Below are 23254 nucleotides of genomic sequence, written 5' to 3'. Positions count from 1 at the left end.
ACTCGGACCGCCACCCGTGCGTGACCAAAAAACATGTGATATAATAGACAAGATTGTGAACAAAGTACTAGTATAACGTCAATGGCTTCGGAGGCTGAAATGAAACCGTACCGCATACCGCAACTGGCAAAACCCTACACCGACTATGACATGATTCAGCGGCATACGGAACTGCCGCCGTTCTCAGACGGGCGGGGTCATTTGTTATATATTTATCTGGGCGCAAGCCCCGGGACCGGATTCCAGCAGAGCGAGCTGTTCACGCTGGTGACCGGACTGGTCCAGCTCGGGCTGGATACCCACGAGGGCATCGACCGTTACCAGGATGAGCCTGGAGGCGACATCATGCGCACCCGCCAGTTGAAGGTTCTGGCCGGCGATTACTTCAGCAGCTGGTTCTATCACCTGCTTGCCAGGCATGGCCAGGTGGAGATGGTGGGCACGCTCAGCGAGGCGATCGCTGATTATAACGTGATGAAGGCCAAGCTCTACAGCAGGTTCAACGGCGTACTTATCCCGGCTGAACAATATCTGAAGCACACGGTACAGCTCAATATGCGGCTGTTTCTTTCATTTACACCGATGATTGAGGAATCCTTAAGAGAGAGCTGGCTGAAGCTGCTGGCTGAATTCAGCCTGTGCGAGACTGCAGCGCAGGAATTGCGCAGGGCGGAAGCCCCGGCAAGCGCCCTGGAGGGCTATGCTTACTGGAAGGCGCTTGAGTCGGCAACCGAGGAAGAACGCCAGTGGCTTCAGGAGCAGACGCTGGAGCTGAAGGACTGGAAGAAGCTGAAGCTCAGGTGCAAATGCGATTCCCTGCTGACGGACAAGCTGCATGCTTCGCTTGATTCCATCCGGGACTCGCTGCAGGACATCAGGGACGAGGAGCTGGCCGGTGAGCTTCGGGCTGCACTGGACCGTCTGCTCATGCGCATGAAAATTTCGAGACAAGCTGCCGTGGAGGGTTAGAGAATGACAACAGATAAAACTTCAGTTACGGCGGAGGGCATCAAACCGAAAGAGCAATTCGTCCATTCCGTATTCGAGAGCATTGCCGGTAAATATGATCTGATGAATGACATTCTGAGCTTCCGCCGCCATAAAGCCTGGCGCAAGTTCACGATGCGCAAGATGGGCATGAAGCAGGGCGATTCAGCCGTCGACTTGTGCTGCGGCACCTGTGACTGGAGCATCGCCCTGGCGGATGCCAGCGGGACCGGCAGTGTAACGGGGCTGGATTTCAGCGCCGGTATGCTGGAGGTCGGACGGCGCAAGGTGGAGGCGCGGGGGCTTCAGGACCGCATCTCCCTGGTGCAGGGGAATGCGATGGAGCTGCCGTTCGGCGACAATTCCTTCGACTATGCTACCATCGGCTTCGGGCTGCGCAATGTGCCTGATCCCGTCCAGGTGCTGAATGAAATGAAGCGGGTGGTGAAGCCGGGCGGTATGGTGGTCTGCCTGGAGCTGTCCAAGCCGATGAAGCAGCCGTTCAAAGGTATTTATTTTTTCTATTTCCAGCGTGTGCTCCCGCTGCTCGGCAAGCTGTTTGCCAAGCGGTATGAGCAATATAAGTGGCTTCCTGAATCACTTGCACTGTTCCCTGACCGGCTTCAGCTTGAAGAAATCTTCCGGAATACCGGACTTGTCAAAGTGGAATCGTTCCCCTTGAACGGTGGCATCGCAGCGTTACATCTTGGGCTCAAGGAGAACTGTAATGTTTAAGAAAATCGGCATCTTTCTACAAATGATTAAATTTGAGCATACGGTTTTTGCTTTACCCTTTGCCTTCATGGGAGCTTTGCTCGGCTCCGTAGTCATGTTCGGCGAGCTGCCTTCCTGGAGCCAGATCGGCTGGGTGGTTGTGGCTATGTTCGGGGCCCGCAGCGCGGCCATGGGGCTGAACCGGCTGATTGACCGTATCAGTGATGCGAAGAATCCGAGAACGGCCGGCCGGGCTATTCCCGCAGGGCTGCTGAAGGTTGGCGAGGTGACGCTGTTTATCGCCTTTTCCTTCTTCCTGCTGTTCTGGGCGGCCTTCAATCTCAATCCGCTGTCAGCGAAGCTGCTGCCGATCGCCGTGTTCCTGCTGGTCTTCTATTCCTTCACCAAGCGCTTCACCTGGGCGTGCCATCTGATTCTGGGCCTGACGATTGCCCTTGCCCCGCTCGGCGGCTGGGTGGCCGTTACTGGTACGGTGGACTGGACCGCCATGGTCTTTTATTTCACGATTGTGTTCTGGACCGCGGGCTTTGATATTATTTATTCCTGCCAGGATGTGGATTTCGACCGCAAGGAAGGGCTGTATTCGATCCCGGTACGCTTTGGAGTCGCCGGCGCCCTTAAGATTGCCAAGGTATTTCATCTGCTGACGGGCCTTGGCTTCGTATCGCTGCTCTTTATGACTGATTTGAGCTGGTGGTATGTGGCCGGTATGCTGATTGCTTATATCATTTTGTTTTATGAGCATTATATTGTGTCTCCCGGAGATCTCAGCAAGCTGCAGACCGCCTTCTTCACGATGAACGGAGTGCTGAGCATTGTTGTCTTCTCCTTTACTCTGATTGACCTGGTGGTGCAATTCTACAAATGACCGAACATAAGTCAAAAAACTTCGTGGTCGGCATCACCGGCGCAAGCGGCGGAATCTACGGCATCCGGCTGACTGAAACCCTTCTGTCGCTCGGCTACAGGGTGCATCTGGTTGTCAGCAATGCGGGCTGGCGTGTCTTCAAGGAAGAACTGGGCTATGCCGTCTCTGACCGGGAAGGTCTGCTGAACCAACTGTTCGGCGGCTATCCCGGTTCTCTTCTGTATCACCCGGTACAGGATATCGGCGCTTCGATTGCCAGCGGCTCCTTCCGGACGGAAGGCATGATTATTATGCCATGCTCAATGGGAACACTGTCAGCTGTAGCACAGGGCAGCTCTGATAACCTGATGACCCGGGCGGCAGACGTGATGCTGAAGGAGGGCAGGCCGCTGGTCCTTGTTCCCCGGGAGACACCGCTGCATGCTATCCATCTGGAGAATATGCTGAAGCTGTCCAGGCTGGGCGTGAAGCTGATTCCGGCGATGCCGGCATTCTATTACGGACCGACAAGCATGGACGACCTGATCAACTTTATGGTGGGCAAGGTGCTCGACAGCTTCCAGATTGAACATACGTTATTTCGCAGATGGGGGGAATGATAATGACCCGCACTGAGCACACCATCATCGGCAAAATCAGCTATACCAATTCGTGGCCGGTCTATCATTATTTCGATCCTTCCGCACTAAGCTTCCCTGCAGAGATGGTTAGCGCCGTCCCGGCTGTGCTTAATCAGGGTATGGCATCGGGGGATATACATGTAGGCGCACTATCGTCCTTCGCATATGCGGCGGCCAGCGACCGGCTGCTGCTCCTGCCGGGACTCTCCGTCAGTGCTGACGGACCGGTCCGGTCCATTCTGCTCTTCTCCAGAAGACCGGTGGAGCAGATCGGCAGCGGAAGAATCGCCGTAACCAATACGTCGGCTACCTCGGTCAATCTGCTGAAGATCCTTATGCAGCAGGCGCTGGGTGCTGATCCCGAGTATATCAGCACTGCGCCTGATCTTAAGGCGATGATGAGCCAGGCTGAGGCTTGCCTGCTGATCGGCGACCATGCCATCCGTGCCTCCTGGGAGGACCACGGGTATTATGTAACCGATCTCGGTGAGCTGTGGAAGGAATGGACCGGCCTGAGCATGACCTTTGCCGTATGGGCAGTCAACCGCAAGGCGGCAGAGCGGAGCCCTGAGGCCATCGCCGAGATATCGGAAGCCTTCGAGCGCAGCAAACTGCGCACACTGAAGGACATGAGTCCTGTCATTCATGAAGCATGCCGCACGATTGGAGGGACGGCCTCATACTGGAAAGAGTACTTCAGCAATTTATGTTATGACTTTGGGGAAAGGCAGCAGGAAGGTCTGAATCTCTATTTCCGCTATGCCAATGACTTGGGCCTGCTGCCGCAGGAAGTGAAGATGGAGCTGTGGAACCACAATCTGCTGACACGGGTGAAAGAATGAAGCGAATGCAAATTTTCGGCTTGCTGAACAAAGATATGGATCAGATCGAGAAAGAGCTCTACCGCAGCGTCCAGGGGGACGATGAGCTGCTGACCGAGACCTCGCTGCATCTGCTCAAGGCAGGAGGAAAGCGCCTGCGCCCGGTATTCGTGCTGATGGGCGGCAAATTCGGTGAGTATGACCTCGATAAGCTGAAGCGGGTGGCTATTCCGCTGGAGCTGATCCACAGCGCCTCACTGGTCCATGATGATGTCATTGACGATGCGGAGCTCCGGCGCGGTGAGCCTACCGTCAAGGCGAAATGGGGCGACAAGATTGCCATGTACACAGGAGATTACATCTATGCCAAGGCTTTGGTGATGACCACGGGGCTGAAGAATCCGCAGATTCATCAGATTCTCTCCAAAGCCATGGTTGAGATGTCCATCGGAGAGATGGAGCAGATCCGCGATTTCTTCAACAGCGGGCAGAGCGTGCGCCACTATCTGCGGAGAATCCGCCGCAAGACCGCCCTGCTGATAGCCGTAAGCTGCCAGCTTGGCGCGCTGGCGGCAGATGCGGGGCAAGAGACTGCACGGCTGCTCTATAATTACGGATACAACGTGGGGATGGCGTTCCAGATCCGTGATGATCTGCTCGATCTCTCCGGAACGGAGAAGCAAATCGGTAAGCCGCCGGGAAGCGACATGCGGCAGGGGAATATCACCCTTCCAGTCATCTACAGCCTGCAGGATCACAGACTCCGCGCTGCGCTGCTGGAGGAGCTGGAGCGGATTCGCGAGGGCAGCAGAGGTGTGGGCCGGGCCATCGACCTGATTCTCTCCGGCGACGGGATCTCCCGTGCGGAGGAGCTGGCTTCACGGTATATTGCCAAAGCGCTGGAGGCACTGGATCAGCTGCCGGGCAACCGGACGAAGCGCAACTTGCGCGACATCGCCTATTTTGTAACCGGACGCGCGTATTAAAGCCTGCACCGGCGCTCACAAATTAACGTTCACAGATGCCGGGGTTTCTGATAATATCAGACCATACACACAGCTGAGTCATGAAGATTAAGGTGAAATGGAGAGTGACGTTATGGAACAGACATATCTGATGATCAAGCCCGACGGGGTACAGCGCGGATTAATCGGGCGGATCGTCGCCCGGCTGGAGGATAAGGGCTTCAAGCTGGTTGCCGCCAAGCTGATTACCGTGACTGTGGCGCAGGCCAAGAAGCATTATGCCGAGCATGAGGGTAAGGATTTCTTCCCGGAGCTCGTAGGCTTCATTACCTCCGGTCCTGTGTTCGCCATGGTGTGGGAGGGCGATGATGTCATTGCCTTATCGCGACTGCTGATCGGCAAGACCAAGGTCGGCGAAGCATTGCCCGGCACCATCCGCGGCGACTATGCCAGCCACACCCCCCTGAACCTGATCCACGGATCGGATTCTCCGGAAAGTGCAGCACGTGAAATTGCCAATTTCTTTGCTCCGGATGAACTGGCACAGTATAACAAAGACATCGCAGCCTGGATGTAAGATCCGGGCAGGAGACAGGAGAACGAATATGGCTGAACGTGAAGCATCCCCGGTAACCCCGGACCCGGATTACAACGGGTTTATTCATAATGTCAAACAGAGCACCGGCATTGACCTGGCCCAGTACAAGGAAGCCCAGATGAAGCGGCGCCTGACGACCCTGCGCATGAAGAACGGCTATCATACGTTTAATGATTTTTTCACAGCGATGATGAAGGACAAGGCCCTCTTCTATGAATTCCTCGACCGCATGACCATTAACGTCTCCGAATTCTGGCGCAACCCGAACCGCTGGGAGGTGCTCAGGGATGTTATTCTTCCGGACCTGCAGCGTTCAGGCCGCCGGCTGAAGCTGTGGAGCGCAGCCTGTTCCACCGGAGAAGAGCCGTATACGCTGGCGATGATTCTCTCGGACAAGAATATTCTCAGCCAGACCGGTATTCTGGCTACGGATATTGACGATGGAGCCTTGGCCAAGGCGAAGCAGGGGCTGTATCTGGAGCGCTCTTTGAAGGACGTGCCGCGGGATGTAGCAGAGCGTTATTTCACACCGGACGGGCCGGTGTTCAAGGTCAGCGAAGGACTCAAGAAGAATATTGATTTCCGTAAGCAGAATCTGCTGCTGGACAAATTCGACGAAGGCTTTGATCTGATCATCTGCCGGAACGTCATGATCTATTTCACAGAGGAAGCTAAGAATAAGCTGTACCACAAATTCTCGGCCAGCCTCCGGCCCGGCGGTTATTTGTTTGTGGGGAGCACTGAACAGATTTTCACGCCTGCACAGTATGGCTTCGAATCTACGGAGACCTTCTTTTACCGCAAGAAATAGACCGGCATTCCTTCCATAATCAAGAATCAAGAGGTATAATATGGTTAATTATAAGTGATACTGGGTAGTAGCAGCAACCTTACGCCAAGTGAAAGGTCGTTAACCCAGATGGATAAAAGCAAGGTCATCACCGCTTATCAACGCGGATTCCTTACAGCCCGCGAATGCGGACAGATTCTCGGGGTGGAGGAGCTGCAGCTGCAGAGCCTGCTTGCCGTGGAAGAGGGCAGATCCGGCAGCCGCCGTCCTGTACCGGGGAATGATAGCCTGGAGACAGGCTCTTGAACGGAGAAGTACAGACAGCGCCGCTGTCTGCTCGTCGGAGCAGAAGCGGCGCTGTTGTTATACCTGGCGCGGGAAGCATGACTGCTTTCTTGTCAAAGCCGGGAGCCTATACTATAATAAGCAAAGACATTTAAGATTTTAGCGGTTTACAGTCCAAAAGTGTGAAGGGGGAACGCAGCATGAGTTTACGCTATCTGACAGCGGGGGAAACGCACGGCCCCCAGCTTACTGCCATTATTGAAGGATTACCCAGTAATTTGACGATTGATTTCGAGGAGCTTAATTTCCAGCTGCACCGCAGACAGAAGGGCTACGGCCGCGGACGCCGGATGCAGATTGAGAAGGATACCGCCCAGATTGTCGGCGGCGTGCGCCACGGGTATACCACCGGTGCCCCTGTTGCGCTGGTTGTCGAGAATAAGGACTGGACGCACTGGAGAAATATCATGAATATTGAGCCGGTTCCGGGCAGTGACGAAGAGAAGCGCCGGGTGAACCGTCCGCGTCCAGGTCATGCTGACCTGAACGGGGGGCTGAAGTATAACCTGACCGATCTGCGCAACGTCCTGGAACGTTCCAGTGCCCGGGAGACGGCAGCCAGAGTAGCGGTTGGCGCTGTAGCCCGCCAGTTCCTTGCAGCCTTCGGCGTGAAGATTGCCGGACAGGTGATCCGTATCGGCGAGATCGAAGCGCCGGCGAACCAGCTGTCTGTAGATGAGCTGATTGTGCAGACTGAGGAATCCTCTGTCCGGGTTGTCGACAAGGAGACCGAGCAGAAGATGGAGGCTTACATAGACAAGATCAAGGAAGAGGGCGACTCTGTCGGCGGGATCGTGGAATGTATCGTCGAAGGCCTGCCGGTCGGACTTGGCAGCCATGTGCAGTCGGACCGGAAGCTGGATTCAGCGATTGCCGGAGCAGTCGTCTCCATCAATGCCTTCAAGGGCGTGGAGATCGGAATCGGCTTCGAGGCCGGCAAGCTGCGCGGCTCCCAGGTCCATGACGAGATTATGTACGAAGCCTCCAGGGGCTACTACCGGGCAAGCAACCGGCTCGGCGGCTTCGAGGGCGGTATGACCAACGGGATGCCGGTGGTTGTCCGCGGTGTGATGAAGCCGATTCCGACACTGTACAAGCCGCTGCAGAGCGTAGATATCGATACGAAGGAACCGTTCACCGCCCAGGTGGAACGTTCGGATGCCTGTGCGGTTCCGGCTGCCTGCGTGGTACTGGAGAGTGTAGTTGCCTGGGAGATTGCCAAGGCGTTCCTGGACAAGTTCGGCGGGGATTCCATGGAAGAGATCCGCGCCAACTACAATCATTACCTGGCACAGCTGGAGAGCTACTAAGATGCGCAGCATTACGGTAGATTTAGGCGAACGATCGTATCCGATTCATATCGGCAGCGGCCTGCTGGAGCATACCGGCGGGTATTGCCGGGAAGCCGGGTTCGCTCAGCACAGCCCGCTTCTTGTAGTCAGCGACAGTGAAGTGGCACCGCGTTATCTGGCCCGGGTAGAGTCTTCCTTGCGCAGCAGCGGATATACTGTGGTCAGCCATGTTATTCCAGCAGGTGAAGCTTCCAAATCCCTGACGGTCTATGAAGAAGTCGTTACAACAGCCATTCAGGCCGGACTGGACCGCAGCTCGGCGGTGCTGGCGCTTGGCGGCGGAGTGGTGGGCGATCTGGCGGGATTCGTTGCTGCCTCCTATATGCGCGGCATCGGATTCATGCAGCTTCCGACGACCATTCTCGCCCATGACAGCAGTGTCGGCGGCAAGGTAGCTGTCAACCACCCGCTGGCCAAGAACATGCTGGGCGCCTTCTATCAGCCGTCTATGGTGCTGTATGATCTGGATACACTGGCGACGCTTCCGACCCGGCAAGTCTCATCGGGCCTTGCTGAAGTGGTGAAGCACGGTCTGATTCTGGACCGGGAGTTCGCTTACTGGTGCCTTGAACATGCCGAACAATTGCTGTCCCTGGACCCCGAGGCGCTTGGATACGCTCTGGAGCGCGGATGTGCCATTAAGGCGGATGTCGTCGGGAACGACGAGCGGGAGCAGGGACAGCGCGCGATTCTGAATCTGGGGCATACGATTGGTCATGCCATCGAAGCCGTCGGCGGCTACGGAACCTTCCTCCACGGAGAGGCAATTGCTATCGGTATGGCCGGATCGGCGCTGCTGGCAGCGAAGCTGGGCCGGGACAGAGCGATCTATGAGGACACGGTGTCCATGCTGTCTGCCTTGTCTTTGCCGACCAGACTTCCTGCGGATGTCGGTGAGGAAGAGCTGATGGAAGCGATGATGCATGACAAGAAGTTCAAGGAAGGGCGGATGACGTTTATCGTGCCGGAAGCGATCGGTGTGGTCAGCATCATCAAGGATGTGCAGCAGGGCGATGTGCGTGAGGTCATTGCCCAGCTCAAGAAGGAGGGAAGCCCATGGTGAACCGGGGGATTCGCGGGGCAACAACTGTAACCCGGAATGAGGAGAACGAAATTCTACGCGAGACGGTTGTGCTGCTGCGGGAGATTGTGGAGCGCAACGACGTGATTGCTGAGGATATTTGCAGTGTATGGATTACGATGACGGAAGATCTGGACGCTACCTTCCCGGCGCGGGCAATCCGCGAGATCGAAGGCTGGGAGATGGTTCCGCTGATGTGCTCTGTCGAGATTCCGGTCAAGGGCAGCCTGCCGAACTGTATCCGTCTGATGGTGCAGGTGAATACGGACAAATCCCAGCGTGAGATCCGGCATGTCTATCTGAATGAGGCCCAGCGGCTTCGTCCCGATCTTTCACAGAGCAAGTAATAAATTACGGATGCGGGGTTGTCAATGACTACTGTCATCATGTATAGTGAAGTTAGCCGAGTGAAGCAGAGTTTAGATGAGTTGAGTGGAGTATAGTTGAGCAGAGTGCAGGACGATTGAAGAGCAGACCAGAGATGAGCAGGATTCTTGCAGGGGACCTGTATAGTGGCGGTGCATAAGTTGCACATGTGCTATACGTACGTATACCTGTTTCATGAATCTGCTGTATTCTATTTGGTGTATGCGTGTCCGTGCCTGAATTTCTTATACTACTAAACCAACAGACCTCTACTTCGGTAGAGGTTTTTCTGTATTTCGGACATTACCTATATGAAAATGAACCTGGGAGGTTACCCGAGTGACGAATCCGAGCATTGAAGAAGTGGTGTCGCTGTCGCGCGAATACAATCTGATTCCTGTCGTTACAAGACTGCTGGCCGATATGGAGACCCCGATCCGCCTGTTCCAGCGGTTTGCGGAGCAGGATCGCGCATTTCTGCTGGAGAGTGTAGAAGGCGGCGTTCAGTGGGCGCGCTACTCCTTCATCGGCAGTGATCCGTTCCTGATGATCTCCGGCAAAAAGGGACTGATCCACGTGGAGGACGGCGGCGAGAAAAGAGAGCTTAAGGGCAAGCCTGTAGAGGAGCTCAAAGCGCTGCTCCGCTCCTACCGCAGTCCGAAGCTGGACGGCATGCCGCCATTCACGGGCGGGGCGATCGGATTCTTCGGGTATGATCTGCTGCAGTATTATGAGAAGCTGCCCGCCCATGCCCTGGATGATCTGAATATGGATGACATCCGCTTCATGTTCTGTGACCGGATTATCGTGTTCGATCATGTGAAGCAGCAGATTCTGCTGGTAGGCAATCTGCATATCAAGGACGGCGATACCGATTCGGACATCCGCGCAGGCTATGAGGAGCTGAGCCGGCGTCTTGGGAATCTGGCCGAGGAGCTGCAGAAGGAAGGGCCGAAGGAGAATGTGAACCGCCGCAGCATCCCTCAGGATATTGAGCTGGGCGAGATTCACTCGAACCTGACCAAGGAGCAGTACATGAGCAACGTGGAGCAGGCCAAGGAATACATCCGGGCCGGGGACATCTTCCAGGTGGTGCTGTCGCAGCGGATGCACATCGAGACCGAGGTCTCCCCGCTGCATGTGTACCGGATGCTCCGTACCCTGAATCCTTCACCTTATATGTATTATCTCAAAATGGATGAAGAAATCATCGTCGGAACTTCCCCGGAAGCGCTGGTCAAGGTAGACGGCGGGCGGGTGGAGACCCGGCCGATTGCCGGAACACGGCCGCGCGGAGCGACCCCGGCGGAGGATCATCAGCTCGCCTCCGAGCTGATGGAGGATGAGAAGGAACGCGCCGAGCATCTGATGCTCGTTGACCTGGGACGTAACGATCTGGGCCGGGTGTCGAAGTTCGGCACTGTGAAATGCAACTCCTTCATGGAGATCGAGAAATACTCGCATGTGATGCATCTGGTCTCGAACGTTACCGGAACTCTGGCGGAGGATAAGGACTTCTTCGATGCCTTCCTCTCCTGCCTGCCGGCGGGAACGGTGTCGGGAGCGCCGAAGCTGCGGGCGATGGAGATTATCGCCGAACTGGAGCGGGAGGCCCGCGGCGCTTATGCCGGAGCGATTGGCTACCTTGGCTTCTCCGGGAACATGGATTCATGTATTACGATCCGCACGATTATCTTCCGTAAGGGCCGTGCGTATGTGCAGGCAGGGGCGGGGATTGTCTGGGATTCTGTACCGGAGAAGGAATATGAGGAGACCGTGAACAAGGCCAAAGGAATGCTGAAGGCGATCCGGATGGCTGAGGCGATGTTCCCCGCCGAGGTGCAAGAGAAGCAGGTCACGAACCAGGATTATATGTACGAATATACCCCGTAAGCCGGTAGCAAGCAGAGATGAGCCGAGCAGAGAATGCTCCATACTATTAAGCATACGCTTCCGAAGCGAGTTTTGTACGAAGCCGATTCAGGAAGCCCCGCCTACAAAACTTTTAGGAGGACATTACCTATGGAAGCAAGCCAGTTAATACAATCAGGAATCGCCGGATTAATTGAGGGCAGAGATCTTACACGCGCACAGGCGCGTGAGATCATGGGCACAATCATGGAGGGGGCGGCGTCACCCGCGCAGATCGGAGCGCTGCTGGCCGCACTGCGGATCAAGGGGGAAACGGTTGAGGAAATTACCGGCTTCGCGGAAGCGATGCGCGGCTTCGGTACGCATGTCGTGACCGAGCGCAGCCAACTGCTGGATACCTGCGGCACGGGAGGCTCCGGCATCCATAAATTCAATATCTCCACCGCTTCAGCGATCATCTCCGCCGCCGCTTCGGTCCGGGTAGCGAAGCATGGCAACCGTTCCGCCTCCGGCAGAGCGGGCAGCGCGGACGTGCTGGAGGCGCTGGGCGTCAATATTCACCTGAACGCAGAGCAGGCGCGCCAGTGTCTCGACAGTATCGGGATCTGCTTCCTGTTCGCTCAGATCTATCATCCTTCCATGCGGCATGCCGCCGCACCCCGCCGTGAGCTGGGTGTGCGGACTGTGTTCAACATGCTGGGCCCGTTGACCAATCCGGCCGGCGCCGACCGCCAGCTGATGGGCATCTATGACCTTAACAAGACGGAGACGGTCGCTAAAGTGCTGGGAGAGCTCGGCTCCAAGCGGGCGATGATTGTCAGCAGCCTGGACGGACTGGATGAGATTAGCATCTCGGCGCCGACCCAGGTCTCCGAGCTGAAACAGGGCAGCGTTACCACCTATCAGATTACCCCGCAGGAGCTGGGCCTCAGCCAGCATCCGCTGGAGAATGTAATGGGCGGCGATGCTGCCGAGAACGCAGCGATTATCACTACAGTGCTCGAAGGGCAGATTAACCCTTACCGTGATATTGTATTAGCTAATGCCGGAGCCTGTATCTATGTAGCCGGTCTGGCTGATACACTGAAAGAAGGCGTGGACCGTGCAAGGGCGGTCGTAGATTCCGGCGCCGCACTGCACAAGCTGGAGCAGCTTAAAGCGATGACAAAGGAGCTTGATTATGTATCTTGACCGGATTGTGGCGACCAAACAAAAGGAAGTGGAAGCGTTAGGACAGACTTTGACAATAGCGGAGGCGCAGCGGGCGATTGCAGAACTGCCGGCGACCCGGGGCTTCCGTTCTGCACTTACGGAGCGGCGGAACCGGGAGATGGGGCTGATTGCCGAGGTGAAGAAGGCTTCGCCGTCCAAGGGACTGATCCGCGCCGATTTCGATCCGGTGGCGATTGCCAGAGGGTATGAAGCGGGCGGGGCCGATTGTCTCTCTGTGCTGACGGACAGCGAGTATTTCCAGGGCAGCGGGTTGTATCTGCAGCAGGTAAGAGAGGCAGTGAAGCTTCCGCTGCTGCGCAAGGACTTCATCATTGACGAGAAGCAGATCTATGAGGCCCGGCTGCTCGGGGCGGATGCTATTCTGCTGATTGCGGCCATTCTGACCCCTGAACAGCTAAGCGCGTTTACCGATACGGCTGCTGCGCTCGGACTCGATATCCTGATTGAGGTCCATGACCGCAGCGAGCTGGATATGGTTCTTGCGACCGGTAAGGCCAGTCACCCCGGTGTGCTGCTTGGCATCAACAACCGGAATCTGAAGACCTTCGAGACCTCACTCTCGGCGACAGCGGAGCTTGCAGCGCTGCTCCCGGAGGGGCTTCCGGTCATCAGCGAGAGCGGGATCGCCGGTCCGGAGGATATCGCTTATCTGCGGACGACCCGGGCCACCGGTGTGCTGGTCGGGGAATACCTGATGCGCCAGCCGGATGTGGAGCAGGCGGTCACCGGGCTGCTCGGGCCGCTTCCCGCAGGGAAGGAACGTGCATAACATGGCGGATACCCGCATAAAAATCTGTGGACTTCAGGACGTTGAAGTGCTAAAATCTATGAAGAGTTTACCGCTGGAATATGTCGGTCTGGTCTTTGCCCCAAGCCGGCGCCGGGTAAGTATTGATACGGCTGCGCAGCTGACCGCCGAGCTTCGGGACTGGGAGTCCGGGGCAGCGCCGGATGCGGTAGGAGTCTTCGTTAATCCGGAGCTGGCTGAACTTGCGGAAGTACTGCGTACTGTACCGCTGAAGGTCATTCAGCTTCATGGAGAGGAGAGCCCGCAGCGGTGCATGGAGGTACGGGAGGCTTTTCCCGGGGTACAGGTATGGAAAGCATTATCGGTGGCCGGGCGTGGCAGGGATGGGGCAGCAGGCATTAGAGCTCTCCTGGAGAGCTACACCGGTACTGCTGATGCGCTGCTGCTGGATACGTATGACCCGCAGGGCAGCGGCGGCACAGGCCGCACGTTTGATTGGGAGCAGATTCCCTTATACCAGCAAGCGGCGGCGGATTGTGCGCTGCCTTTATTTATAGCCGGAGGATTGCATCCGGGCAATGTGAATGAGCTCGTCGCAGGCTACGCCCCGTATGGCGTGGATGTCTCCAGCGGCGTTGAGACGGACGGCAGCAAGGATATTGACAAAATGGCAGCATTCGTAGAAAGGGTGAAGCAATCATGATACAAGTACCGGACAAGAATGGCCGTTTTGGTTCTTTTGGCGGCCGCTTCGTACCTGAAACCTTAATGACCGCACTGATTGAGCTGGAGGAGGCCTACCGCAAATTCTCGGCAGATCCGGCCTTCCAGAAGGAAGTCGATTACCTGCTGAAGCAGTATTCCGGGCGCGAGACCCCTCTGTATTATGCTGAGCGGTTAAGCAAGCATCTCGGCGAAGCCAAGATCTACCTGAAGCGTGAGGATCTGAACCATACCGGAGCCCACAAGATCAATAACGCGATCGGACAAGGCATTCTGGCCAAAATGATGGGCAAAACCAAAGTCATCGCTGAAACCGGCGCAGGCCAGCACGGTGTGGCTACAGCGACTGTAGCCGCCCTGCTCGGCATGGAGTGCAAGGTATTCATGGGCGAAGAGGATACCCGCCGCCAGGCGCTGAACGTCTTCCGGATGAAGCTGCTCGGGGCAGAGGTCATTCCGGTGACCTCCGGCTCCAGAACGCTGAAGGACGCCGGGAATGAGGCGCTCCGCTACTGGGTCAGCAACGTGGAGGATACGTTCTACGTGCTCGGCTCAGCTGTCGGCCCGCACCCGTATCCGATGATGGTCCGCAACTTCCAGCGGATCATCGGGGATGAGACCCGCCGCCAGATTCTGGAGGCGGAAGGGCGGCTGCCGGATCTGCTGGTTGCCGCTGTTGGCGGAGGGAGCAATGCTATCGGCATGTTCTATCCGTTCATGGAGGATGAGCAGGTGGCGATGATCGGCGTTGAAGCTGCCGGTAAGGGTGTGGACACGCCATTCCATGCTGCCACCATGAGCAAGGGAACCCACGGGGTATTCCAGGGCTCGCTCAGCTATCTGCTGCAGGATGAGCACGGCCAGGTCATCGAGGCCCACTCGATCTCAGCCGGACTTGATTACCCGGGTGTCGGCCCGGAGCACTCCTATCTCAAGGATATTGAGCGGGCTAAGTATGTACCGGTTACGGATGCAGAAGCGCTGGAGGCGCTGAAGCTGCTCTGCGTGACGGAAGGGATTATTCCGGCTCTGGAATCTGCCCATGCGCTTGCCCATGTGGTTAAGCTCGGCAAAACACTGACCAAGGATGATATTGTAGTCGTCTGTCTCTCGGGGCGCGGCGATAAGGATGTTGAATCCATTATGGCTTATACGGAAGGGGCGGGGCAGCAATGACAACCGAAACGACCAACCGGATGGACCTGGCCTTCAACAAGCTGAAGGCGGAAGGGCGGACGGCACTGATCCCGTTCCTTACGGTCGGCGATCCTACGCTGGAGATTACGCTGGATATTATTGCCGAGCTGGAAGCAGCAGGCGCAGATATGCTGGAGCTTGGCGTTCCTTATTCGGATCCGCTGGCTGACGGTCCGGTGATCCAGCGCGCGTCCGCCCGGGCGCTGCGCGGCAGCATTCACCTGCGTACCTGCATGGAGACGGCACTGAAGGCCCGTCAGGCCGGAAGCGGGCTGCCGTTCATTCTGTTCACCTATTACAATCCGGTGATGCAGATGGGGCTGGATACGTTCTTCTCGCAGCTGAACGCCCATGAGATCAGCGGGCTGATCATTCCGGATCTGCCGGTAGAGGAATCGGAGGACATGCGGGCCCGCAGCCGCGCCGCCGGGGTGAATCTCATTCCGCTGGTAGCCCCAACCTCCAATGAACGGATTGCCCGGATTGTGTCCGGGGCCAGCGGCTTCGTCTATTGCGTATCGTCCCTCGGCGTCACCGGAGAGCGGTCTTCCTTCCACAGCGGCATTGACGAATTCATCGCTTCTGTGCGCCGGGCTACGGATCTGCCTGTGGCTGTAGGCTTCGGGATCTCCACCGGAGAGCAGGTCGCCCGGTTTGCCGAGATCTGTGACGGTGTAGTCGTCGGAAGTGCGATTGTCCGCAAGGTAGAGGAGGTTATCCCTCTGCTGTCTGAAGCGGCGACAAGACGCGAGGGACTGTTGCAAATTCGTGAATTTGTGGCACAATTAAGGCCATAACGGTCATTTGTTGTGCAAATATAAGAATGGAGAGCGAGGATCACCCATGAACCCGAAACCGAATATCGTTGGCCTTCCGGTGTATAAGCCGGGGAAGCCGATTGAAGAAGTTAAGAAGGAGCTCGGCTTAAGCGAAGTGATTAAGCTGGCATCCAATGAGAACCCTTACGGGGCTGCACCCAGTGCAAGAGCTGCAATCACCGCCGAGCTGGATAACCTGTTTCTGTATCCGGACGGTTCTGCCTCTGAGCTGACGGCTGCTCTGTCCAAGCATTTGGGGGTAGGGGAGGAACAGATTATTTTCGGCTGTGGCTCTGACGAGATTATTGCACTGATTGCCCGTGCCTTCTTCCTGCCTGGGGACGAGACGATTATGGCGGATCAGACCTTCTCTGTATATAAGAGCAACGCGGATATTGAAGGGGCGGTAACCATTGAAGTGCCGTTGAAGAACGGGACACATGATCTGGACGGGATGCTTGCTAAGATTACAGACAAGACGAAGATCATCTGGATCTGCAATCCGAACAATCCGACCGGAACCATCGTGCCGGAGGACGCTCTGGTAACGTTTCTGAATGCGGTGCCTGCCAGTGTTATGGTTGTGCTGGATGAGGCCTATTCTGAATACGTGACGGACTTAAGCTACACTGACGGCATTAAGCTGCTGGATACTTATCCTAATCTTGTAGTTCTGCGGACCTTCTCCAAAATCTACGGTCTGGCCGCCCTCCGCATCGGTTATGGCGTAGCCAGCCCGCAGGTGATCACCCTCATCAACCAGGTACGCGAGCCGTTCAACACGACCCGTCTGGCCCAGGTTGGGGCGATTGCCGCCCTCTCGGACCAGGACTATGTGGAACGTTGCCGTAAGCTGAACAGTGAAGGAATTGTGCAGCTGCAGGCTGAGTTCAAGCGTCTCGGGCTGGAATCCTTCCCGGCGCACGGCAATTTCATCATGGTGGATGTGCGCAAGCCGGCCTTAGAGGCTTTTGAGGCTCTGCTGCGCAAGGGCATCATCATCAGAGCGGGATTCCAGCTCTATCCGACCTATGTCCGCGTAACGGTCGGCTCGGCTGAGCAGAATGCGGCCTTCATCGCCGCCCTGGAGCAGATGCTGGCGGAGCAGGAAATACGCGCTTAACTGTATAATAGATGCTCAATTGACGATATCACAGAAGGCGGGTAGTTCTAAGAACATGACGACTAAAATAGCCATTTTCGGGGTCGGCCTGATCGGCGGCTCGCTGGCCCTTTGCTTCAAAGGCAAGGAGGGCGTGACCGTCGTCGGCCATGCCCACCGCAAGGAATCTGCCATCAAATATGTGAACAGAGGGGTAGTCGATCAGGCTACCCTCTCGCTTGAAGAAGCCGCCCTGGACGCGGATTTCATCTTCCTGTGTGTACCGGTGGGGATGCTAGAGGAGTACCTCCGGCAGCTGAGCAGGCTGCCGCTGAAGCCCGGCTGCATCATCACGGATGTCGGCAGCACGAAGGCCAGCATTGCCGCCTGTGCGCTGACGCTGGATCTTCCAGGCGTACACTTTATCGGCGGCCATCCGATGGCCGGCTCGGAGCGTTCAGGGGTAGAGGCTGCTTCATCGCTGCTGTTCGAGAATGCCTACTACGTGCTGACGCCGCCGCCGGGAGTGCCGGAGGCCGCGTATCAGGCGCTGGAGGCTCTGCTGCGCCAGACCCGGGCGCAGATTGTCCGGCTGGACCCGGAGCGCCATGACGAGATTGTCGGCGCGATCAGCCATCTGCCGCATATTATCGCGGTTGCGCTGGTGAACCAGATTCATGCCTACGATACATCGGACTCTTTGTACAGTACACTTGCTGCGGGGGGCTTCCGCGATATTACACGCATCGCCTCCAGCGATCCGATCATCTGGCGGGATATTCTGCTGAATAACCGCTCGGTGATGCTGCGGCTGCTGAAGGATTGGAACGACGAGGTTTCCTCCTTCATCCATCTGCTGGAGAGCGGGGACGGTGCGGGCATCGAGTCGGCCTTCCATGAGGCGAATCAGTTCCGCAGCCAGCTTCCCGAACGGCGCAAGGGAATGATCACACCGCTGTTCGATCTCCATATCGACGTTCCCGACCATCCGGGGATTATCGGGCGCATTGCCATGGAGCTGGGGGACCAGGGCATTAACCTGAGCAACCTGCAGATCATTGAGAGCCGGGAGGACGTTCCGGGCATCATGCGGCTATCCTTCCGCCAGGAAGACGACATGGAGCGGGCCAAGGTATTGCTCCAGCAGAAAGACTATACGGTGTATGTGTAAAGTGAAGCCGGGGCGGTTGCCCCGGCTTTTTTGAAATACGCCAGAATTTATATGTTGCACACGATAACTTGTCCTTATATTTCTCGCTGAAACGGGTGCCGTCCTTAAAAAGGACGGCAAAGCCGTTTCCGCTTGGTGCGCGAGGTTGAGGATGATACAGAGGTTCATAAGCAAAGTAAGCGCTACAATTTTTTCACACCCTTTCCAGAACAAAAAAAGACCGCTTACAAAGTAAGCGGCTACAGTTCACAACCAGGTTGGAACCGTTCAGTGTTTGGATAGGAGTGGAGAGAAACCATACTGTACTTTTATTATATGTATCCGTTTACATTCTGTCAACACTTTATTCACAAAAAAATAACACCGCTTTCATCCCGGGGTGTCTGAGTCTTCCTCAGAGTCTATGAATTTCCTCCTGTTAGAATCTATGATATACTGGGTTAAGTATGTTTATAGATTCCTTCCAGGTATAGGCAGCCGCCTGCATTAACGGACAAGGAACTCAGACTTGTAAAGATGCGGTTAATTTTCTGTATTTACATAAGCCAAGCCTTAAATAACGGTGGACTGAATATACATAGGATGTATTGAAATGAGAATTGGCTAATTTGCAGCAACACCGCAACTTTTTCCAGCCTGCCCGGTATAAGTAGATACGGACCGGACGGGATAACACGTGCAAGGGCGAGGAGGGCCGGACTCACCATGACGGATTCCCAGTTGATCCAGCTGATCAAGCAAGGAGATACCGAATTATACTCGGAACTGATGCGACGTTATCAACGCAAAATACTGGCATTTGTATACCATATGCTGAAGAACTCCCATATGGAGCTGATCGCCGAAGACCTCTGCTCAGAGACCTTCTACAAGGCGTTCCGCAGCCTGCATTCCTTCCGTGAAGTGGATGCTTCGTTCTCCACATGGCTGTATACGATTGCCCGTAATACGGTATTGAGCGAGCTGCGCAAGAACCGGGCCGGAAATGTCTCGCTTGAAGAGAGCGGATATACGCCTGTGGCGCCGCCTGAAGTTGCCCCGGAACAGGCAGCCTTACGCAAAGAACGGATGAACCTGGTCCGTGAAGCGATTAATAATCTTCCGGAGAAGCAGCGCTCAGCGCTGATTCTGCGTGAATATGACCAGATGGATTACCAGGAGATTGCAGTAATTTTGGATCAGAGTGTCAGCTCGGTGAAGTCATTGCTGTTCCGCGCAAGGAGCAGCGTGAAGCTCCAGCTTGAATCCTATTTCTATGAGCCTGAGGCTGAAGAGCAGGCTGAGAGGGTGTAGAGCCGATGAATTGCAGGGAAGCGCAGGATTCCATTCCGCTCTTGTGGGACGCTCCCCCCACGGACCCGCAGCGGATTAGATTGGAGAGACATATTGCAGCCTGCTCCTACTGCAGTGCCGAATGGGCATTATGGCAGGAGACCAGTGAGCTGATGCAGGACACAAGGTTTAATGTCAGCGATGAGCGGGCAGAAGCGATTAACCAGAAGGTCATGGAGCGCATCTATCTGGAGAGCCCGTGGCTTATGCCCGGTGACGGCAAATCCGCCGGCAATTCGGCAGGCTTCCGCCGCCGTTTAACGCTCTGGATCGCCTGTTTTCTGGCCGTATTCATCTCAAGCTTCCTGTATTTTACCGTCTTCCAGACCCCTTCGAACACCACTGCAGCCAAGAGCGGAATTGTGGAGACCGGAGTGGCAGGTCTGACGCTGGACTGGTCCTCATCCTATCCGGTAGAGTCAGAGGGTGGCGGAATTATCGAACCGCTGGTGGCGAATATGAGCCCTGCGCATCCGCAGTACTGGATGGTGTTATCGACGCTGGGCGTCGGATTGTCTATATTCCTGCTGGTGCGCCTGAACCGCTACCGCAGACAATAAAGCCCTCTTCTCTGAATAGCGAAGTGGGCTTTGTTGTATGATAAGCCTGTTTTTCAAAAATATAAGAACTTATATGTTTCACACGATAACTGAAACGGTACCGTCCTTTAAAAGGACGGCAATGCCGTTTCCACTTGTGAAGAAAAGGCTGCAATTTTATTAAAAAAGAAGACAATTGTTTTCATTCATGTTACATTATTAAGCAAACATTAATGGAAGGGAAAGGTGATAGGCGATGCTGATCGGCTTAATACGCCACGGGCTGACGGATTGGAATGCGGAAGGTAAAATTCAGGGACAGAGTGATATTCCGCTTAACGAAGAAGGCCGCAGGCAGGCTGAGATGCTGGGTGAGCGGCTGCTGCGGGAGCCCTACCACTGGGATTACTGTATCACCAGCAGCCTCTCCCGCGCTGCAGAGACCGGCAGGATTGTGGCCGCGAAGCTGGGCATTCCGCTGCTTGCGCCGGATGACCGCATCCGTGAACGCGCCTACGGCCAGGTGGAGGGCATGACGGCCGCCGCCCGTGAAGCCAAGTGGGGCAAGGACTGGAAGCAGCTGTCTCTGGGACAGGAGAGCGATGAGGCGCTTCAGGCCCGCGGGCTTGCTTTTCTGGAGGAGGTTACGGCCCGCTATCCGGATAAGAATGTGCTGGTGATCTCTCATGGAGGGTTCCTTGCACAGCTGTACACCGCCCTCTACAAAGACAAATATTCGGAACGCCTTGGTAATCTCTCCTTGACCATCCTGGAACAGAACGGGCAGGAATGGAATCCGCTTTTGTACAATTGTACCCGTCATATCTTGCAGCAGCAGCATTAACCCGGGCGCCTCGGGTTATTTTTTTTGCCGATCAGGAATAAAAAGGGCTGTATTTCCCATAATGGTAGTAAAACAGTGAGGCGATAAAATGATGAATCTGGCGGACATGCTCACTTACGCGGATATTGGTCAGCTTACCGCCATTGCGGGGCGCTACCAGTGCGAGTGCAAACGGAATTCCAAACACGATCTGATTCAGAGTATCCTGATCACCTTGGGCAGCCGGGAATTCATGGAGACTCATATCCGCAGCTCTTCCATGGAGGAACTGCGCCTGCTGAATTCACTGCTCTTCGATGAACGCAGCCACTTCAGCCTGGAGGATCTGCTGGCTATGGCCCGGCAAGCCTCCTTCGATGCTCCTCCTGGTGCCAGCGGGAATTACCGCGAGCTGGTCAGCCGGATCAAGAACAGCGGATGGCTCTTCAGCGGCACCACCCAGCAGAACAGATATCTGTTCCAGGTGCCGCTGGACCTGAAGCACCGTTTCCGCGACCGGCTGGGGGAATACATGAAGGAACGTATAGAGCCTAGTCCGGAGCCGGCGGTGTACCGGGGGGAAGGTGAACTGCTGGCCGGAGATTTACTGCTGTTCCTGCGCTATGTGCTGGAGAATGAGCCGGAGCTGAATCAGGAAGGGGCGCTGTACAAGCGGAATCAGCAGGGAATTATGAATGTGCTGCAGATTCCAGAGCCTCTGCTCGGCAAAGGCGGCTGGAGGTTCGGCTACGGCAGGGCCTGTGAGCATTATCCGCCAAGGTTCGCCCTGCTGTACGATTATGCCCGCCACCGCCGCTGGATCTCGGAGGAGGGCTACCGGCTGAAGCTGACCGCCTTAGGCAGCGCCTTCCTGGAAGAGGGGAAATCGGAAAAGCTGATGCAGTTATTCTCCTTTTGGTTAAGACTGTATAAAGGTGCTATTCCAAATTTGCCTTCGCTGGTCTACTGGATCAGCCTGGGGGCGGACAGGTGGGTAACCGCTGCATCGCTCTCGGAAGGCATCGGCTGGCTGATCAAACCGTTCTATTACGATGATGCAGGTTCTATACTGGAACAGCGCATTTTGCGGATGATGCTGCATCTGGGCATGGTCAGGCTAGGGGAAGCCGCCGGAGGAACAGCAGTCATGATGACGCCCTGGGGATGTGAGGCGGCAGTGCCGAAGCATCTGTTCAGGTAAGGGGGAGAGCGATGCGGATTGCCTATGGGAGTTACATACCGCAGCTTGCTGAATCCGTCTATGTGGCGGAAGGTGCCAAGCTCGTGGGCGATGTAAGGATAAGCAAACAATCCAGTGTCTGGTTCAACGCAGTCCTGCGCGGGGATCTGGCCCCGGTAATCATCGGGGAGCGCTGTAATATTCAAGACGGTGTAGTCGGCCATGTGGCAGAGGGCTTGCCGCTTGAGCTGGAGGATGACATCTCGGTCGGCCATTCTGCCATCATTCACGGCTGCCGGATAGGCAAGGGCACATTAATCGGAATGGGTGCAATTGTACTGAACGGCGCGGCGATTGGTGAATATGCTTTAGTAGGAGCCGGCTCTATTGTAACCGAGAACACCATCATTCCTCCGTACACGCTTTCACTGGGTACACCGGCCAGAGTGGTCCGCGAGTTAACCGAGCAGGATCTGCAGAGGATGGCGCGCACTAGTGACAGCTATGTTCACAAGGCAAGAGAATACGGAAACTTCTAAACAGCGGAGGTGTATCGAATGGACAAAATGAAGGCTACTTATGAAGTGATGCTGGGGCTTGCTGCAGAAATGGTGTGGGATGAAGCGTTAAAAAAGCGTCGTACCGACATCTTGTACCGGGAGATCGACACGGCGCTGGCTGCCGGAGATGAGGCGGCTTTCCGGAATCTGACTGAAGAGCTGAAAAGTTTGGCATAAGGAAATGCGCCTGGCGCATTTCTTTTTTTTTAAATGCGCGCCCAGAGGCACGCATTATCTAGTTGGTGAAAATCCAACCAAAGGAGGGACCAAGCCACCTTTGTAGCTAGGATGCTTGCGCATGGCGAAATCTGTGTGTAAAAGCGCATCGACAAAAGTACCGGTCAGAGACCGGGCGAGCAATAATCCAGGCCGCAACATCAAGTGAATCCTGCCGCGTCGTCAAAAAGGCCCTGCGAAGGGGAACAGAG

At 55.8% G+C, this 23254-nt stretch carries 26 protein-coding genes; all 26 read left to right on the top strand.

Annotated features, from left to right (window positions below):
• Nucleotides 1-99 precede the first annotated feature (99 nt).
• Complete coding sequence (locus tag K1558_RS03695; RefSeq protein WP_238650051.1) at nucleotides 100-969, top strand: heptaprenyl diphosphate synthase component 1; 870 nt, start codon at nucleotides 100-102, stop codon at nucleotides 967-969.
• A 3-nt stretch (nucleotides 970-972) separates the two neighbouring features.
• Entirely contained in the window at nucleotides 973-1722 is a 750-nt protein-coding gene (locus tag K1558_RS03690; RefSeq protein ID WP_238650050.1) for a demethylmenaquinone methyltransferase, read from the top strand.
• Nucleotides 1715-2590 (top strand): UbiA-like polyprenyltransferase, encoded by an 876-nt coding sequence (locus K1558_RS03685; RefSeq protein WP_238650049.1) that lies wholly within the window; start codon nucleotides 1715-1717, stop codon nucleotides 2588-2590. The genes K1558_RS03690 and K1558_RS03685 overlap by 8 nt, the downstream gene beginning before the upstream one ends.
• Nucleotides 2587-3189 (top strand): UbiX family flavin prenyltransferase, encoded by a 603-nt coding sequence (locus K1558_RS03680; RefSeq protein WP_238650048.1) that lies wholly within the window; start codon nucleotides 2587-2589, stop codon nucleotides 3187-3189. Before K1558_RS03685 ends, K1558_RS03680 begins: the two co-directional genes overlap by 4 nt.
• Before the next feature lie 2 nt (nucleotides 3190-3191).
• On the top strand, nucleotides 3192-4052 hold the full coding sequence (locus tag K1558_RS03675) for a menaquinone biosynthetic enzyme MqnA/MqnD family protein (RefSeq protein ID WP_238650047.1): 861 nt from the start codon (nucleotides 3192-3194) through the stop codon (nucleotides 4050-4052).
• On the top strand, nucleotides 4049-5017 hold the full coding sequence (locus K1558_RS03670; protein ID WP_238650046.1) for a polyprenyl synthetase family protein: 969 nt from the start codon (nucleotides 4049-4051) through the stop codon (nucleotides 5015-5017). The genes K1558_RS03675 and K1558_RS03670 overlap by 4 nt, the downstream gene beginning before the upstream one ends.
• A gap of 112 nt (nucleotides 5018-5129) precedes the next feature.
• On the top strand, nucleotides 5130-5573 hold the full coding sequence (gene ndk, locus K1558_RS03665) for a nucleoside-diphosphate kinase (protein ID WP_238650045.1): 444 nt from the start codon (nucleotides 5130-5132) through the stop codon (nucleotides 5571-5573).
• A gap of 28 nt (nucleotides 5574-5601) precedes the next feature.
• On the top strand, nucleotides 5602-6405 hold the full coding sequence (locus K1558_RS03660) for a CheR family methyltransferase (RefSeq protein WP_238650044.1): 804 nt from the start codon (nucleotides 5602-5604) through the stop codon (nucleotides 6403-6405).
• Nucleotides 6406-6513: 108 nt separating this feature from the next.
• Nucleotides 6514-6690 carry a hypothetical protein gene (locus K1558_RS03655; RefSeq protein ID WP_238650043.1) on the top strand — a complete coding sequence of 59 codons (177 nt, stop codon included), beginning with the start codon at nucleotides 6514-6516 and terminating at the stop codon, nucleotides 6688-6690.
• 179 nt (nucleotides 6691-6869) lie between these two features.
• A complete protein-coding gene (gene aroC / locus K1558_RS03650; protein WP_238650042.1) occupies nucleotides 6870-8039 on the top strand; it encodes a chorismate synthase in 1170 nt (389 codons plus the stop codon).
• Nucleotide 8040: 1 nt separating this feature from the next.
• A complete protein-coding gene (aroB, locus tag K1558_RS03645) occupies nucleotides 8041-9144 on the top strand; it encodes a 3-dehydroquinate synthase (RefSeq protein WP_238650041.1) in 1104 nt (367 codons plus the stop codon).
• On the top strand, nucleotides 9138-9509 hold the full coding sequence (aroH, locus tag K1558_RS03640; protein ID WP_238650040.1) for a chorismate mutase: 372 nt from the start codon (nucleotides 9138-9140) through the stop codon (nucleotides 9507-9509). The genes aroB and aroH overlap by 7 nt, the downstream gene beginning before the upstream one ends.
• A gap of 358 nt (nucleotides 9510-9867) precedes the next feature.
• On the top strand, nucleotides 9868-11421 hold the full coding sequence (trpE, locus tag K1558_RS03635) for an anthranilate synthase component I (RefSeq protein WP_238650039.1): 1554 nt from the start codon (nucleotides 9868-9870) through the stop codon (nucleotides 11419-11421).
• 129 nt (nucleotides 11422-11550) lie between these two features.
• Nucleotides 11551-12591: an anthranilate phosphoribosyltransferase gene (gene trpD, locus K1558_RS03630; protein WP_238650038.1), complete on the top strand. Its 1041-nt coding sequence runs from the start codon at nucleotides 11551-11553 to the stop codon at nucleotides 12589-12591.
• Nucleotides 12581-13402 carry an indole-3-glycerol phosphate synthase TrpC gene (trpC, locus tag K1558_RS03625; protein ID WP_238650037.1) on the top strand — a complete coding sequence of 274 codons (822 nt, stop codon included), beginning with the start codon at nucleotides 12581-12583 and terminating at the stop codon, nucleotides 13400-13402. The genes trpD and trpC overlap by 11 nt, the downstream gene beginning before the upstream one ends.
• A gap of 1 nt (nucleotide 13403) precedes the next feature.
• A complete protein-coding gene (locus K1558_RS03620) occupies nucleotides 13404-14084 on the top strand; it encodes a phosphoribosylanthranilate isomerase (protein ID WP_238650036.1) in 681 nt (226 codons plus the stop codon).
• Complete coding sequence (gene trpB / locus K1558_RS03615; protein ID WP_238650035.1) at nucleotides 14081-15280, top strand: tryptophan synthase subunit beta; 1200 nt, start codon at nucleotides 14081-14083, stop codon at nucleotides 15278-15280. The genes K1558_RS03620 and trpB overlap by 4 nt, the downstream gene beginning before the upstream one ends.
• On the top strand, nucleotides 15277-16098 hold the full coding sequence (gene trpA / locus K1558_RS03610; RefSeq protein WP_238650034.1) for a tryptophan synthase subunit alpha: 822 nt from the start codon (nucleotides 15277-15279) through the stop codon (nucleotides 16096-16098). The genes trpB and trpA overlap by 4 nt, the downstream gene beginning before the upstream one ends.
• 46 nt (nucleotides 16099-16144) lie before the next feature.
• The gene (gene hisC, locus K1558_RS03605) at nucleotides 16145-17242 is read left to right on the top strand and encodes a histidinol-phosphate transaminase (RefSeq protein WP_238650033.1); all 1098 of its coding nucleotides are present in this window, start codon (nucleotides 16145-16147) and stop codon (nucleotides 17240-17242) included.
• Between the two features lie 55 nt (nucleotides 17243-17297).
• The gene (locus K1558_RS03600; RefSeq protein ID WP_238650032.1) at nucleotides 17298-18392 is read left to right on the top strand and encodes a prephenate dehydrogenase; all 1095 of its coding nucleotides are present in this window, start codon (nucleotides 17298-17300) and stop codon (nucleotides 18390-18392) included.
• A gap of 705 nt (nucleotides 18393-19097) precedes the next feature.
• Complete coding sequence (locus tag K1558_RS03595; RefSeq protein ID WP_238650031.1) at nucleotides 19098-19685, top strand: RNA polymerase sigma factor; 588 nt, start codon at nucleotides 19098-19100, stop codon at nucleotides 19683-19685.
• A 5-nt stretch (nucleotides 19686-19690) separates the two neighbouring features.
• Nucleotides 19691-20284: an anti-sigma factor family protein gene (locus K1558_RS03590; RefSeq protein ID WP_238650030.1), complete on the top strand. Its 594-nt coding sequence runs from the start codon at nucleotides 19691-19693 to the stop codon at nucleotides 20282-20284.
• Nucleotides 20285-20519: 235 nt separating this feature from the next.
• Nucleotides 20520-21107, top strand: a complete 588-nt coding sequence (locus K1558_RS03585; protein WP_238650029.1) for a histidine phosphatase family protein — start codon at nucleotides 20520-20522, stop codon at nucleotides 21105-21107.
• A gap of 91 nt (nucleotides 21108-21198) precedes the next feature.
• Nucleotides 21199-22287: a hypothetical protein gene (locus tag K1558_RS03580; protein WP_238650481.1), complete on the top strand. Its 1089-nt coding sequence runs from the start codon at nucleotides 21199-21201 to the stop codon at nucleotides 22285-22287.
• A gap of 11 nt (nucleotides 22288-22298) precedes the next feature.
• Nucleotides 22299-22805, top strand: coding sequence for a gamma carbonic anhydrase family protein (locus K1558_RS03575; RefSeq protein WP_238650028.1), 507 nt, complete (start codon nucleotides 22299-22301; stop codon nucleotides 22803-22805).
• Between the two features lie 18 nt (nucleotides 22806-22823).
• Nucleotides 22824-23003 carry an IDEAL domain-containing protein gene (locus K1558_RS03570; protein WP_238650027.1) on the top strand — a complete coding sequence of 60 codons (180 nt, stop codon included), beginning with the start codon at nucleotides 22824-22826 and terminating at the stop codon, nucleotides 23001-23003.
• The last annotated feature ends 251 nt before the right edge of the window (nucleotides 23004-23254 follow it).

Origin of the sequence: Paenibacillus piscarius (assembly GCF_022234545.1) — a bacterium.
Lineage (GTDB): Bacteria > Bacillota > Bacilli > Paenibacillales > Paenibacillaceae > Paenibacillus_AQ > Paenibacillus_AQ piscarius.
This window is presented reverse-complemented; position numbering and strand designations above follow the sequence as displayed.

Coding starts and splice junctions, on each gene's coding strand:
- ndk (WP_238650045.1), top strand. CDS start 5,130: ATGGAACAGACATATCTGATGATCAAGCCCGACGGGGTACAGCGCGGA.
- K1558_RS03570 (WP_238650027.1), top strand. CDS start 22,824: ATGGACAAAATGAAGGCTACTTATGAAGTGATGCTGGGGCTTGCTGCA.
- aroH (WP_238650040.1), top strand. CDS start 9,138: ATGGTGAACCGGGGGATTCGCGGGGCAACAACTGTAACCCGGAATGAG.
- trpA (WP_238650034.1), top strand. CDS start 15,277: ATGACAACCGAAACGACCAACCGGATGGACCTGGCCTTCAACAAGCTG.
- K1558_RS03595 (WP_238650031.1), top strand. CDS start 19,098: ATGACGGATTCCCAGTTGATCCAGCTGATCAAGCAAGGAGATACCGAA.
- K1558_RS03660 (WP_238650044.1), top strand. CDS start 5,602: ATGGCTGAACGTGAAGCATCCCCGGTAACCCCGGACCCGGATTACAAC.
- aroB (WP_238650041.1), top strand. CDS start 8,041: ATGCGCAGCATTACGGTAGATTTAGGCGAACGATCGTATCCGATTCAT.
- K1558_RS03695 (WP_238650051.1), top strand. CDS start 100: ATGAAACCGTACCGCATACCGCAACTGGCAAAACCCTACACCGACTAT.
- K1558_RS03680 (WP_238650048.1), top strand. CDS start 2,587: ATGACCGAACATAAGTCAAAAAACTTCGTGGTCGGCATCACCGGCGCA.
- K1558_RS03670 (WP_238650046.1), top strand. CDS start 4,049: ATGAAGCGAATGCAAATTTTCGGCTTGCTGAACAAAGATATGGATCAG.
- K1558_RS03685 (WP_238650049.1), top strand. CDS start 1,715: ATGTTTAAGAAAATCGGCATCTTTCTACAAATGATTAAATTTGAGCAT.
- K1558_RS03655 (WP_238650043.1), top strand. CDS start 6,514: ATGGATAAAAGCAAGGTCATCACCGCTTATCAACGCGGATTCCTTACA.
- trpC (WP_238650037.1), top strand. CDS start 12,581: ATGTATCTTGACCGGATTGTGGCGACCAAACAAAAGGAAGTGGAAGCG.
- K1558_RS03620 (WP_238650036.1), top strand. CDS start 13,404: ATGGCGGATACCCGCATAAAAATCTGTGGACTTCAGGACGTTGAAGTG.
- K1558_RS03575 (WP_238650028.1), top strand. CDS start 22,299: ATGCGGATTGCCTATGGGAGTTACATACCGCAGCTTGCTGAATCCGTC.
- trpD (WP_238650038.1), top strand. CDS start 11,551: ATGGAAGCAAGCCAGTTAATACAATCAGGAATCGCCGGATTAATTGAG.
- K1558_RS03690 (WP_238650050.1), top strand. CDS start 973: ATGACAACAGATAAAACTTCAGTTACGGCGGAGGGCATCAAACCGAAA.
- trpB (WP_238650035.1), top strand. CDS start 14,081: ATGATACAAGTACCGGACAAGAATGGCCGTTTTGGTTCTTTTGGCGGC.
- K1558_RS03600 (WP_238650032.1), top strand. CDS start 17,298: ATGACGACTAAAATAGCCATTTTCGGGGTCGGCCTGATCGGCGGCTCG.
- aroC (WP_238650042.1), top strand. CDS start 6,870: ATGAGTTTACGCTATCTGACAGCGGGGGAAACGCACGGCCCCCAGCTT.
- K1558_RS03590 (WP_238650030.1), top strand. CDS start 19,691: ATGAATTGCAGGGAAGCGCAGGATTCCATTCCGCTCTTGTGGGACGCT.
- K1558_RS03580 (WP_238650481.1), top strand. CDS start 21,199: ATGAATCTGGCGGACATGCTCACTTACGCGGATATTGGTCAGCTTACC.
- hisC (WP_238650033.1), top strand. CDS start 16,145: ATGAACCCGAAACCGAATATCGTTGGCCTTCCGGTGTATAAGCCGGGG.
- K1558_RS03675 (WP_238650047.1), top strand. CDS start 3,192: ATGACCCGCACTGAGCACACCATCATCGGCAAAATCAGCTATACCAAT.
- K1558_RS03585 (WP_238650029.1), top strand. CDS start 20,520: ATGCTGATCGGCTTAATACGCCACGGGCTGACGGATTGGAATGCGGAA.